Annotated in this window: 15 protein-coding genes; 3 read left to right on the plus strand and 12 right to left on the minus strand. The window is 44.3% G+C overall.

What is annotated here, in order from left to right; all coding sequences use genetic code 11:
- Positions 1-21 precede the first annotated feature (21 nt).
- The 10 genes from LAY41_RS23615 to LAY41_RS23660 form a co-directional block, all read right to left on the minus strand.
- Positions 22-483, minus strand: coding sequence for a PqqD family protein (locus tag LAY41_RS23615; RefSeq protein WP_249103458.1), 462 nt, complete (start codon positions 481-483; stop codon positions 22-24).
- Positions 484-511: 28 nt separating this feature from the next.
- On the minus strand, positions 512-808 hold the full coding sequence (locus tag LAY41_RS23620; RefSeq protein WP_249103460.1) for a hypothetical protein: 297 nt from the start codon (positions 806-808) through the stop codon (positions 512-514).
- Positions 793-2,709 (minus strand): serine/threonine-protein kinase, encoded by a 1,917-nt coding sequence (locus LAY41_RS23625; protein ID WP_249103462.1) that lies wholly within the window; start codon positions 2,707-2,709, stop codon positions 793-795. The genes LAY41_RS23620 and LAY41_RS23625 overlap by 16 nt, the downstream gene beginning before the upstream one ends.
- Positions 2,710-3,239: 530 nt before the next feature.
- Positions 3,240-3,857, minus strand: a complete 618-nt coding sequence (locus tag LAY41_RS23630; RefSeq protein WP_249103464.1) for a CPBP family intramembrane glutamic endopeptidase — start codon at positions 3,855-3,857, stop codon at positions 3,240-3,242.
- Positions 3,854-4,960 carry a DUF3326 domain-containing protein gene (locus LAY41_RS23635; protein ID WP_249103465.1) on the minus strand — a complete coding sequence of 369 codons (1,107 nt, stop codon included), beginning with the start codon at positions 4,958-4,960 and terminating at the stop codon, positions 3,854-3,856. The genes LAY41_RS23630 and LAY41_RS23635 overlap by 4 nt, the downstream gene beginning before the upstream one ends.
- Before the next feature lie 9 nt (positions 4,961-4,969).
- Entirely contained in the window at positions 4,970-5,161 is a 192-nt protein-coding gene (locus LAY41_RS23640; protein ID WP_249065949.1) for a hypothetical protein, read from the minus strand.
- Positions 5,162-5,168: 7 nt separating this feature from the next.
- Positions 5,169-5,492 (minus strand): 2Fe-2S iron-sulfur cluster-binding protein, encoded by a 324-nt coding sequence (locus LAY41_RS23645; RefSeq protein ID WP_249103466.1) that lies wholly within the window; start codon positions 5,490-5,492, stop codon positions 5,169-5,171.
- A gap of 167 nt (positions 5,493-5,659) precedes the next feature.
- On the minus strand, positions 5,660-5,929 hold the full coding sequence (locus LAY41_RS23650; protein ID WP_249103467.1) for a prevent-host-death protein: 270 nt from the start codon (positions 5,927-5,929) through the stop codon (positions 5,660-5,662).
- A gap of 198 nt (positions 5,930-6,127) precedes the next feature.
- A complete protein-coding gene (locus LAY41_RS23655; protein ID WP_249103468.1) occupies positions 6,128-7,306 on the minus strand; it encodes a YcjF family protein in 1,179 nt (392 codons plus the stop codon).
- A gap of 128 nt (positions 7,307-7,434) precedes the next feature.
- Positions 7,435-8,646 carry an NACHT domain-containing protein gene (locus tag LAY41_RS23660; protein ID WP_249103469.1) on the minus strand — a complete coding sequence of 404 codons (1,212 nt, stop codon included), beginning with the start codon at positions 8,644-8,646 and terminating at the stop codon, positions 7,435-7,437.
- A 172-nt stretch (positions 8,647-8,818) separates the two neighbouring features.
- Here LAY41_RS23660 and LAY41_RS23665 point away from each other — a divergent pair, with 172 nt between their 5' ends.
- Both LAY41_RS23665 and LAY41_RS32400 read left to right on the plus strand, forming a co-directional pair.
- Positions 8,819-8,992: a hypothetical protein gene (locus LAY41_RS23665; protein WP_249103470.1), complete on the plus strand. Its 174-nt coding sequence runs from the start codon at positions 8,819-8,821 to the stop codon at positions 8,990-8,992.
- A 175-nt stretch (positions 8,993-9,167) separates the two neighbouring features.
- Positions 9,168-9,302, plus strand: coding sequence for a hypothetical protein (locus LAY41_RS32400; protein WP_275974357.1), 135 nt, complete (start codon positions 9,168-9,170; stop codon positions 9,300-9,302).
- Between the two features lie 19 nt (positions 9,303-9,321).
- Here LAY41_RS32400 and LAY41_RS23670 read toward each other — a convergent pair whose 3' ends face one another.
- Positions 9,322-11,319, minus strand: coding sequence for a methyl-accepting chemotaxis protein (locus tag LAY41_RS23670; protein WP_249103471.1), 1,998 nt, complete (start codon positions 11,317-11,319; stop codon positions 9,322-9,324).
- Positions 11,320-11,594: 275 nt separating this feature from the next.
- Entirely contained in the window at positions 11,595-12,890 is a 1,296-nt protein-coding gene (purB, locus tag LAY41_RS23675) for an adenylosuccinate lyase (protein WP_249103472.1), read from the minus strand.
- A gap of 182 nt (positions 12,891-13,072) precedes the next feature.
- Between purB and LAY41_RS23680 the strand changes: the two genes are divergently transcribed.
- Positions 13,073-13,380, plus strand: a 308-nt coding sequence (locus LAY41_RS23680) for a hypothetical protein (protein WP_249103474.1), incomplete at its 3' end; no start/stop codon positions are given.

Genomic DNA, 13,380 nt, shown 5'->3' on the forward strand with positions numbered 1-13,380 from the left:
TTTCAATCGCTTCTAATCTAATCAGAGATCCTGCTTAGCATTCGGCCAACCCATTTCATCAACTTCATGGATGGGATCTAAAGCCAGCAATTCTTCCATATCCGTGTATTTTTGTAAGTTTGGAGTTTCAAAGCTAAGCTTTTCTGTATTAGCTTTAGTTTCGATTGGTTTGTTTGTTGTATTTGAGGATTTCGACTCTTCTGTTTGTTCGATGATAATCAGTTCTTCTAACTGTAATTTTTCAATCAAATCATTGATGGCGTTTTCAATATTTTCGCGACTGGTGTCGTAGCGCTGAACCATATCTTCCAGCATATCCGCTTTGGAAATACCTCTGGTTAACCCTTCCCAAATATCGGCTCCTGCTTTCACCAAACTGTAATAATCTCCCTTATCAAGGTTGACAATTACCACTTCTCCATCAATGATTTCATGTACTACTTTAGGAGAATTAATTCTAAATTTGTCAGACGTTTTTATCATTTTTCTCAGTTTTTTTGGTTGAAGAAGCCTAACGACTAAAGTCGCGGCTATACAAACGAAGTCCGCCTACGCGGACTTGTGGCTGCCAAGACAGCGTGGTTTTGTGTGGCTGCGATTTCAATTGGCAGGGGATTTTTGACTGCTTTGGGATAGTCAATATTTTTGCTAGATTAACATGATATTGTTGGAAATTGCGAATATTTAACAAAATCTTAATATTATTGTAATATTTGCCAAAGGGCTTCGCCTCTAGCCAAAGTTCAGGCAGAGCGATCGTCATAGCCAAAAACTCACAAAGCGATCGATCGCTTAATCGCACCGCCAAATCTTGATGCTTTTGTCCAAATTGCCGGTGACTAAAGTCTGCCCATCGGGACTGAAGGCAATACAACTAACCGCGTCCGATCGATCGTTGATGCTAGAGATTTCCTGACCATTACTCAACTGCCAAAACTTGATAGTTTTATCCCGACCGCTACTAGCTAGAATCTGTCCATCGGGACTAATTGCAATACAACTAATCAAGTCTGTATGTCCCGTCAGAGTATAAATTTCTTTCCCAGTAGCCAAATCCCAAACCTTGATAGTTTTATCATAACTAGCACTGGCAAGAATTTTGCCATCCGGGCTAAAAGCGATGAAACGCACCCAATTGGAATGCCCCATAAAGGTGCGGCTCCATTTTCCAGTGTTTATGTGCCACAAATGGATATTGTTGTCCAAACCGCCACTGGCGAGAATCTGTCCATCGGGACTGATGGCGATGCAACGAACCCAGAATAGATGACGGGCGAGGGTGTAGATGGCTTCGCTGCTGTCTATTTGCCAAATCCTGATCGTTTTGTCGCCGCTACCGCTGGCGATTGTCTGTCCATCGGGGCTGACTGCGATCGAATAAATGGGGCCAGAATGACCTGTGAGAGTGCGGATAATTTTGCCGCTGGGTATCTGCCAAATCTTCAGCGTTTTGTCTCCACTGCCGCTGACAAGAGTTTTGCCATCTGGGCTAAATGCCACCGACCAAACCCAATTAGAATGTCCCCAGAGGGTGCGGATTTGCTTCCCAGTGCCCAATTCCCAAAGCTTGATAGTTTTGTCGCGACTGCCGCTAGCAAGAGTCTTGCCATCGGGACTGAAGGCAACCGACCAAACCCAGTTAGAATGGCCGGTGAGGCTGCTAGAGCATCTCCAAGTTTTAGCTAGTGCAGAAGATTGCACAGAAGTGATGGGCGATGGGTAATTGGTAACGGGTAATTGGTAACTCTTAATTGGTGATGAAGTATTTCCAGTTCCGTAGAGATTTCCCAAAGGAATATTCGTACTCAAATTCCTTGCTGGTTTAGGTTGAGGATTTAACTCTTCGAGTATTTCTTGGGCTGAACGATAGCGTCGGTTGGTTGCCCTTTCCAGCATTTTATCCAGCACTTTACCTAAATTCTCATCCTGCAACGGACTCCTCAAGTAATCCCGCCACACCCAAGCATCTTCGCTGATACTAAATAAGTCAAATGGGTGCATTTGACTTAGCAGATGGATGCTGGTAACGCCTAAACTGTAGAGATCGCTAGCAAACTCAGCTTTGCCCATCGCTTGTTCTGGTGCTGAATACTCAGCAGTACCAATCTTGGTTCCGGTTCTGGCAAATGCTGTTGTCGTCACGAATTTAGCAGCCCCAAAATCAACCAAAACTAACTCATCTCCCCCAACTCCTGGAGATCTGCGAATGATGTTTTCTGGCTTGATGTCGCGGTGAATAACGTTGTGAGAGTGGATGAAGTCAAGTAGCGGCAATAAATTGTTCAGCAAGTCTCGAATCTGCGTTTCGCTCAATGGGCCTTCTGCTTCCAGTGCTTGGGCTAAGTTTTGCCCATCGATAAACTGTTGCACCAAATATTGGCGCTTATCCGCTTCAAAATGGGCGAAAAGTTCGGGAATCTGGGGATGCGCCCCCAAATCATCCAGCCGCACGGCTTCTTGTTCAAATAGTGTTGCCGCTGTTTGGGCAGCTGCGCCTTGGTAAAAAAACTGTTTGATTACGCAGCGCCGTTTGGAGGGTTTGTATTCATCCACCGCCAAGAAGGTTCTGCCAAAGCCACCTTCACCGATCAGCTTTATAGCACGGTAGCGTCCGCTTAACAGCAATTTGGAGCCGCAATTTTGACAAAATTTTGTTCCCTCTGGGTTGCTGGTGGGTTTCTGGCAATCCGGATTGAGGCAGTAAACCATATATAGCTAGGGACTAGGGACTAGGGGCTAGGGGCTAGGGTAAGAAGAGGCTCCTCTCTGCTTTTCCCTCTCTAGCTATAACAATAATTTGACTAGCTGCTCTTAATGTGGTTGTGCGATCGCATTTCCGTCTTAAACTTTGGCAAATAGACTGCGTTCCGACCTTCCCTGAGATAATTGTAAAGTTTTATTACAAAATAGGGGTATGAGGGGTGACACCCCTCAGTAGGGGTTATAGTAATAGATGTAGATGCACCCTGATGATCGACGCCCTCAAGTTTTGGGCGTTTTTTTATTTTTACCAATTCTGAATAACCAAGCTAGGGGCTAGGGGCTAGAACACCGATTCGGTAATCCTAGTAGGGGCTCCGCAAACGGGAGTGAAAATCTATCGCTCTCTCCCTAGATTTTCACTCCCGTTTGCGGAGCCCCTACAAGCTCTCAAAGCAAGGCCGGGACTGTGTTTGTACTCAGCACTCAGCACTCAGCACTCAGCACTTTGCACTTTGCTATACGTAAATTTCGGTCTGTTAGGTTTTGAAAGAGCGCTGCGAACCGCCGCCGTTGTTACGGCTATCCAGCTTCCAAAGACAACTAGAAACCAGATTCGTGACGATGTGAGCGACTATTGGGACTAACAGATTGCCTGTGGCAAGGGCGCTATATCCCAGCACCAAACCGACGACGGTTGCCCAAATCACATAAGGCCACTGTTCCAAACCGCTAAGATGCAAGATGCCAAAGCAGAGACTGCTTACGACTAATGCGGGGATATCCAAGCCCAACGCAGGCAGCATTACACCGCGAAACAATAATTCTTCACTCAATCCCGGCAGGAGTGCCAGCCAGATCAAGTCGGGCCACAGTAAGGGTTTTAGCACCAATGCCAGGTACATATCGGCGCTTTTGCGGTAGGCGGGCCAAAGGCGATAAACGAGGGAACTAGCGGCTGTAATTCCCAAACCTTGAGCCAATCCCAAGGGTAAAGCTGAGTTCGTCCATTTGACGCCCAGGATTGAGACTGCGCCAAATTGTAGCCATAGCTTGGCTACCACCAACAACAAGATTGCTGTAACGCCCATCGCGACTAAAAGTTGAGGGCGTGTCAGCGATTCAAATTCGGGATCGTTAGGTAGAGGATCTGTCACCAGTTCTTTGGGAGGCTACGTATGGGGGAGAGGTCTGGACTGAGAGCGGATGGACTAATACCTGCTCGATGGGCTACCAATGCGCCCAGTGCCTCTAAATATGAGTGTACCCGTAATGCTTCGATCCCTACCTGCTCTGGAGGAACTTGCATCTGGGTTTGATTTTCTTCGACGGCGATAATTTGTACGGGCAGCTGGCTAAGACTGAGTATGGCACTGCCGCCGCAAGCCGTTGCGGGTACGATGAGGGCGTCTACTTGGTCAGCCCAGATATCATTTGGTGATTGATGATTGGGAGATTTTTGACTTTTGACTTTTGACTTTTGACTTCCCGCAGGGGTGACGAACTGGGGGGCGTGACTTAAGCCAACGAGGACGCAGGGTAGGAAGGTGTAGCCCAATTCTTCGGCGGCTGAGCGGGGGGATAGGTGAGGAGAGAGGGGAGGTGGGGAGCAGGCGGGGGCGTGGGCGCAGGGTATTTGAAATGTTCTGACGATTAGGTGGCTGATGATGGCTTCGGCACCGGCTACGGGGTCAACGCCTTTGCCCTGTCGATAGTTTTCTGCGGCTTCGCTTTCTATATCTTCGGGGAAACGGGCTACGACTGCGATCGCATTTGCCCTTGCTTGAGTTATCAAAACCTCTGCTGCTCTTAATAAGCTATCGGGATTTTGAATAGTACCCCAAGATGCACCGGATGCGGATGTCCGCAATTCCACCCCCAACGGGGCATCTGTCACTACATAGTCGGTAAGATTTAATCCCAGGGTGGCTCTAGCGGCGTCAGCTGCTTGCAGGTGTCGCCACCGCAAATCTGGTTCGATCGCGCGATCGAGTATTAAACCAATTCTATTTTGATGAACCGGGCGCAATCCCCAACATCCGGCGGCAAATTTGTCAAGTCCATAGCCTTCGACGTAGAAGGAGTTAGGTAAAGGCCAGTATAAACTGGCACCATTGAGGACGTTGGGGTGGGTGATGAGGCGATCGCAACAGGATGCGATCGCACGAGCCACAGGCAACGCATCCCCCGCATAGCCTCCGATCGCCGCCCCAATTCCTGTCGGCACAATTAATACAACCGTGTAAAGACGCTCAACCAATGTTGGATTTTAGATTTTGGGTTGTTCGGAAGCTACCGTTACCACTGCTTCAACGTGGGCTTTTTGTTGGTCAACATCGACACCAGTAATAGCCCAACGCAGGGGTTCGCCACGTTTTTGCAACTCGGCTTCAATTTCCTGATGCAGCTTAGCTGGGGACTCTTGGAGGTCAATTTCTGCTGTGATAAAGTGTGTTGTCATTGGTTGATTACTTCTGGTATTGTCCAAATTGCAGGTAATATAGTTCGTCTTCTTTCTCAGTTTCAATCTTCAAGTCGGAGCGCGGACAAGCTATGCAGAGCAAAACATAGCCTTTTTCCTGAAGTTCTCTACTGACGCCCATCCCATCAGTTTGATCCACTTTTCCTTCTATAATTTTAGCCGCACAAGTGGTACAAACCCCCGCATTGCAGGAATTCGGCAAGTTTATTCCGGCTGCTTCGGCGATGCGAAGAATCTTTTCATCTTCTGGTACTTGCAGGGTGTAGGTATTAGCTTGGTGCTGAATTTCGACGGTGTAAGTCTTGGGCATCTTGAAATTTTACATTCAGTAGTTTTATCTCAACACTGAGGAGGCACAGCCTCGATTCAATAGTTTGATTGAATCATTTTACCGCTTATGGGAACCTAATCCCTGGATTGGGTTGGGGGCGAATCAGTTCGCTGATAATATTGGTGTCACACAAAAAGCTCACGGCGCTAATCGATCGATGGATTGAACCGATCTTGGCGAGGAGGAACTTCCAGAGTGTAGTCTTCCTCTACACAGATCTGATGCAATTCGGCAAAGCTATCGGCTAGGGATCGTTTATGATGTTGGTGTTTCCATTCTAGGAATTCTTGGAATAGTTCTGGCTCTACCACCGCAGCGACGAGTCGATCTTGATTATAAATCAGTTGAGGCTCTTCAATAGCATCCCCGATCAGTTGGGATAACTGCTGTTGGGCTTGCTCAATTTTCCAGTTCATTAGACCTCTCCAGAAATTAAAGGTGCGTTACCTGTAACCCTCGTAGAGACGTTGCATGCAACGTCTCTACATTCTTTGAAAGGAGATGTCTATTGGGTTCTGCTTGCGATTGAAAACTGCATCTGCTAGGACTTCTACCCAAATTTTAAGCTACCGATCGCAGTCCTGTTCCCATGTCCCAAAACTGGCGATCGCAACCTAATCGATATCGATTTCGCGGGGATGCCAGTCGTCATCTTCTGGTGTTGTCCGTCCTGTCTGTATATAATCTTTGTACAATTCCGCGAACATTCTCGTTAAATTGGGCAGAGATATTGTTTCTCCGTTGATTTGAGCTTTCATATATCTTTTGAGCAACTCAATGTATGATAGACCGAGTGCTAGTGTTAGAGTTGCGGCAGTTGATGCTGCGATCGCACCTCCTACAAGTGTACCTGCACCCGGTATCAGCTTGATTAAATTAGTCACAATAAATCTGCCAGCAGCCGCCATCCCCCCTGCACCGATGCTCGCAGATAATATAGCACCGATAAATGCTTTGTCAAAAGGCAATCCAAAAATCGCCGTGATGTGTGCCAGCATTGTAGTTTGTATTGGCACTAGCAGGAAAGCATCGGAAAACGGAATTGGCGAAGCACCGATAATAGCGGAAGAAGCTACATAACCAGTGACATATTTGAATGCTTCATCTGATTTGAGATTAAGGCTAGCAATCTGTTCTTTCACAAATGCTTTTTTGGCAACTTCCGGGAGTAGTTCAAAAGTTGCTTCTACTAAACGCTTTAAACCGTATGTTTCCACAGTATATCTACCAACTCGTTTCGGTTCCGATAAGACTGGGATGATATAGCTGACTGGGAGATTCCTTTTTTCCAATGAAATTAGGAAATCGCTACCATCTTCTTCGTCTATCGATATCGCTTGAGTTAAGATTAGAATAACTGGCACTTCTTTGATGTCGATATCCTTAATCCATTCTTCTTCTATCTCCTCAATTCTATTTGCCTCATGGTTGATGCAGTACCAAACAACATGAATATGTTCTTGGGCAGCTAAGATAATTTTATCTTCAATTAGTTCGGCAACTTCTAGCTTAACCCGATGTATTTGTTCGGCATTAAGTTCAAGACCGGGAGTATCATATACAGTGATGGGACAATCCTGTTTGGTATATTGGCGAATGCCTTGAGTAACTGGTCTACCAACGCCTGTTTCCGCTAGGCGATCGCGAAAAACAGCATTAATTAGCGTACTTTTACCTACACCTGTTTTGCCTATCACCAAAACATTGCATTGACCAACTTTCGTCTCAGCATCTTTGTAGGCTTCGCTAATTCTGGTCAGAATATCATCAAAAGAAAAGTCATTGTCAGCCATTTTATTTTATCCCTTAATTCAATTTGTACTAATTTGGCCAAAACACTTAGATATTAGGACTTGGAAATTGCTAATTTTAGATGGCAGATTGCTTTTTTAAATCTAAAATATAAAATTCTCCAATCCCATCACATTTCGGCTAAGTGTTTTTGCAAGAGTTGATGAACAAACTGATATTGCCCATCCACTCGTTGCAAAAACAGCCGTTCTGTAGCATAGTTGAGAAAACGGGCATAATTCCGGGGAATATAGCCATTTTGCCAAAGAATCCGAAATAGAATGAAATGTTTGATTCCAGCAATCCCGCCCAAAGTCAGCACAACACCAATATGATATAACCGTTTCTGAGAGGGAGTCTGTAACCAATTATGCTGTATTTTTTCAATAATAACCCACTTCTGATTTGACTCATTCATTCTTTTCGCCAACCACACCAACCAATGACGACTTTGTTCTGGACGTGGTTCCTTATTTTTACGATAATATCGGCTGGTAATTTGCAGCGTCAGCATCCGACGAATATAGGCATTTAACAAATACTCGCGACGTTCTTTTTTGTCAGCGATGCGTTTCCAAGCATGAATTAAAATTTCCTCATACGCTAAGGTCATCATATTTAAAAGTAGCGGCGTTTTTGCCAATTCTAATAAGGGCGGCTCGTTTTTGATGTTTTCCCATAATTCTCGGCTTCTCGAACTCATCAAATATTCCTTAATCTGAGTTTCTGTGAGCGATCGCAAATAAATTGCTCCATGCAAACGCAACTTGGTATGGCAGCTTTTGTACTCTTCTAGGCTAGTGCAAACAACAATATGCTTCAGTTTATTTTCTCCCTCAAGTAGTTGATTAATACCTTGAAGGCATAGTTGTCGTCGCGTTAATTCCAGTTCATCCAGTCCATCCAGTAGTGGTAGCAGTTGTTGCTCATTAATCCACTGGTTGCCAATTTTGACGGCGATATTATATTTCGACTGTAGTTCAGATATCAACCAATCGGCAATAGTTTGCTTGTCTTCTTGCCAAGATGAAATATCGAACAAAACAGGGATTGGTTTGCTGATGTCATTTTCCGCAGAAGTAATTAATTCGTTGGCAAGTTCCAGCAGGGTTGTAGTTTTACCAGAACCCTGCGTTCCCAAAATCATCAACTTGCCACCTGTCTGCTCGAAGATTTGAGCTATACTTGTTTGGGAAGGTAGTTGGAAAACGGGATTCCTGCCGATTTTTACCTCCACATCCCAAAGGCGTTGCACTTGTTCGGGTTCTGTTTCTTTGAGCAAGATAATCCGCACGGCATTGTGTAATGATTGTGACTGCCGTGCTTTTACTTCGCTGTTCACGGTTTTTAGTAATTTATTGCGATTCCGAACACTTCGCCTGGAATAATTCATTGTCTCAGCTTAGTAATGGAAATTTCGCTAAAGATATAGAGGTTACGCAAAAAATGTCTGGATTTTCCAACAAATCTAAGTATTTAGTAAAATGGTTTCTGAGCAGTTATGCTGTATAGGTATGAATAATTCCTCTAAAACACTGGTTTTAATTGTTGCAGGCGCGACTACTCTGGCGGCGACGCTTGGTGTCACTTTGGGAACGATCGCGTCGCGGGTTGGTACGCAAGACGCTGCGGGAACGCCACAACACAACCAACTCTCACTTTACCGCAAACACAACAACCAGTGGTAAGTGCGATCGCAGCAGATCGACCCGAAACCCCACAACCCACAGACTCATCGGTTGCTAGTGTAACGCCTCACTCACAGGTTGCTACACCAAAAACTTTACAGCCAGAGGTTTGTACCAGAGCTAATATGGCAATAAAGGCCCATTCCCAACTATTATTGCTCCCGATCGCAAAATTTTGGCTGGAGATCCTTATACGGATGTCGATCGAACTCAGTGGACGGGACGCCTACCGCTTTCGGGAGACTATACCCTGCAATTTGATTCCAATGCTGCTGGATACGAATACGGTTTTACTATTCAAGTTAGGTAATATCAATTTTAGATTTACTTCAAGCATTCACTTTAAATTTGGAAACCCTATCTCGCAAGCTAATTGCCGCTTTGTTAAGGTCTTCAATTGCTAGATATGTCTGACTCAAAGAATCTTTTATTTCCGCCATTCCTTGACCCAGATTTACCATCGAACTACTGATTGTTTGCGCTTGGGGTGATAAAGCTTGTACCTGCTGAATAATTTTACCAAGCTGGGAGCTAATTTTACTAATTTTGTCAGCACCATAATAGAATTGTGGGATAAAGTTATTCATTTCCATCACACCTTCTAAAACCGCTAATTGCATATCATGAATTATCCGTTCAATATCTAAAGAAGCAACAGCAGTTTGGTCAGCTAATCGGCGAATTTCTCTAGCAACAACAGCGAACCCTCGTCCAGCTTCACCAGCTTTTTCTGCTTCGATCGCAGCATTTAAAGATAATAAATTTGTTTGCTCTGCTACTTTGGTAATGGTAGTCAGTACGACTGCAACATTTTTCGTTCTTTCATCGATGGTTTGCAGCTTCCTAGAAATATTTTTTGAAGCCTTTTCCATGTCTTGCATAGTTTCTTTCATCTGGATTATATCTGACTGACTATTTTTGGCAAATTTAGCCGTTCCTTGTGACGTGGAAGCAACTTGACGAATTTGCTGTACCAGGTTTTCAATTAGTTGCGAAATTTCCTGAGTGGATTTCATCACCTCAATAATCAATTCCGCCTGGTTCGTTACTACCACCTCTTGTTGTTTCGCAGTCGCCAACAATTCTGTAGCTGAGGCGGAAACCTGAATTCCCGATTCTTGCGTTTGTTTAATCAAAGAATTCAAGTTTTTAATCATGTATTTAATAGCAGACAATAACTGTCCTATTTCATCCTGAGAATCGATGCGGACATTAATTGTTAAATCGCCTTGAGCAACATCTTTAGTAATAGCTCCAGCCTGGGAAATACGAACAGTAATTTCCCGCGCTATTTGGAAAACTAAAAAAATCGAAATACCCAGAGCAATTAAACTCGATCCCAGATAAATTAACCGCTTATTTTCAAAATCCTGAATACGTCGCTCAATCAGGTTATCCAGTTCCGTTCTCGTAACCGTCCACAGTTGGGAACCTTTGCTAACTACTTCTTCTCCCTGTTGAAAAAAACTTTCGTTGAGGATATCTATACTACCAATTCTGGCCAGCTGGATCAAACTTTCGCTAAACTTCTTGACAGCAGCTTCATAATACTTAAGAACTGGTGGTATATTTTGCAGAGAGGGAAGCTCGCCATAGAAATTCTTATCTTCCTGTATAGAAGTAGAAATTCCTTGTACAATCCGTGCTAAATCAGCGTTTTGCAGCAATGAAGCATAAACTTCTAACTTGATTTTTTCTTGATTTGCAAGTTGGTTCTGCGAAGTTAATCCTTGGCTGTACAATAAAATCTCTCCTACTCGTTGTTGAGCCTGTGGAATAGCCAAAAGAATAACATCCATCAAATAATATGAATCCAGATCTGGATCTAAAATCAAATTTGAGGTATCCCCAACTCTGCTAATTAATCCACTTATAGCTTGTGTCAGATCGCTATACTGTTGCATCGTCTGACTGCTTTGCAATCTCTGCCACTGTTCTGTTATTGTTGCAGGCAATAATTTTTCCCTACCGGCTTCTTTTAGCTGTGAAGGAGTAATTTTAAGTGGCGTTCCTACAGCTTCTGTTTCTTTTTCAAGGGTTTCAAGGTTATTTTCAATCAGAGTTTTTATTGTTGTTAAATTATCTATAAAGGGAGGATTTTCACCCCCTGTAATCACCACCAACCGCTGCTGTTTTGGAACTAATGCTAAAAGTTCGGTTAAAGGTGCTAAAAATCTATTTCCAAAGATTTCTAACCGAGCGAAATTTATATCATCGTTAATCCCAGAAACTGTGAAATACAACAGCATCAGTATCGGTATAGAAAAAGATAGCACGCTCAGCCATAGCTTTTGCGATATTTTGAGCGAATTTAAAGATAGTCCCATAAAATTTAAGACCATTCCTCTTGTACAATGATACCGATCGCTGGGAAGCAAGGGTGGCGGGGGACAAAGGGGACAACTGTTCCCTAGCAACTTTTTATCACCGCACCCGAACAGGAGAGAGAATGATATAGTGTCCCGTAGCACTGGTCTAAGGATAGCAAAAAAAACAGGGCCAGAAAATTAACAAACTATGCCATTGGACTTATATTACCTTGTTAACGCAAAATTTTCGTAGGGTGCATTACACTACTTTAACGCACCCTACGGATTTAATGTTAGATGCTCAACCGTTGGTAAATCTCATCCAAATGTTTGAGATGATGTTGCGGATCGAAACACTGCTCTATTTCTTCTGAAGATAACAGTTTGGTAACCCGATCGTCTTTTCCAATCAAAGCATGAAAATCTCCTTCCGGTTTATTCCAAGCTTGATGAGCTAAAGATTGGACGATCGCATAAGCTTCTTCTCGCCCCAAACCTTTTTCTACCAAGGTTAGCATCACCCTTTGGCTGAACACTACGCCGCCATAAACGTTCATATTTCGCGCCATATTTTCGGGATAAACTAACAGATGTTTCACCAAATCGGTGATTTCTGATAACATAAAATGCGTTAGGGTGCAACAGTCTGGCAAAATCATCCGTTCGACGGAACTGTGAGAAATATCTCTCTCATGCCAAAGTGCTACATTTTCTAAAGCTGCAACTGCATTACCCCTCACAACTCTTGCCATTCCTGTTAATCTTTCCGATCGAATGGGGTTGCGTTTGTGCGGCATTGCTGAGGAGCCTTTTTGTCCTTTGGCGAAGAATTCTTCTACTTCGAGAACATCTGTGCGTTGCAAGTTGCGAATTTCGACGGCGAAACGTTCGATCGATGCGGCTAATAGTGCTAATACTTGCACAAATTCGGCATGGCGATCGCGCGATATCACCTGAGTTGATGCGGTATCGGGTTCCAGTCCGAGTTTTTGACAGGCGATCGCTTCTACTCGCGGTTCCACGTTAGCATAAGTTCCCACCGCACCCGATATTTTCCCCACCGCCACACTGCGGCGAAGATTGACTAAGCGATCGCGATTTCGGTGCATTTCCGCCAACCAACCAGCTAGTTTAAACCCAAAAGTAATCGGTTCCGCGTGAATTCCGTGACTTCTGCCGATCATCACCGTGTTGCGATGCTGCTGCGCTTGGTAGCGAATCGCTTGAATGAAATCTTCCACCCGTTCCAACAATACATCGATGCTGGCTACCATTTGCAGCGCCAAAGCGGTATCCAGCACATCGGAACTGGTTAAACCCAAGTGAATGTAGCGCCCCGCATCGCCTACATATTCATTGACATTTGTCAAGAAGGCGATCATGTCGTGGCGGACTTCCGCTTCAATTTCCAGCACCCGCTTGGGGTCAAAATTAGCCTTTGCCTTGATTTCCTCAACAGCCTCAGCTGGAGTATAGCCAAGTTCAGCTTGCGCTTCGCAAACTGCTATTTCAACTTGCAGCCAGGTTTTGAGTTTATAGGTTTCTGTCCACAGATTGCCCATTTCCGGCAATGTATAACGCTCGATCACAGTCCGCCACAGTGTACGACTGTTACATTTTACCGCTATTTGGCACGACTGCGATCGCCATAGCTGTAGGCTGTGACAATTCTCCGAAAAATATGGCTATTTTTTATTAGTAAAGTATTGTAAATCTTGGATGACAACATTATCTAAATCAGTCATAATATCAATCAGTTAGCTAAGCTTTTATGGAAGTAGGAGAGTTTATTATGGCGACATTGGGAAAGTGGAGAAAACCTTTAACATTATTCACCTTATTGTCCCTATCTTTAATCAGTGTAAAGTCTACCACGGCTACACAAATTAACCATAAACTAACCCAGTATAACCCGAATGAATATCTAGTTTCTCAACGTTGCACAGCCCGGTTTATGATGGTGATGACTCCCGATGATGGCCAGATCAATGTGCGCGACCGCAGCACTATTAATGGCAAAGTTATTAGCAGTATACCTAATAGATCTGTGGTGCTACGTAAGGGTTGGGATCGATCGGG

It is taken from the genome of Argonema galeatum A003/A1 (assembly GCF_023333595.1).
GTDB lineage: Bacteria > Cyanobacteriota > Cyanobacteriia > Cyanobacteriales > Aerosakkonemataceae > Argonema > Argonema galeatum.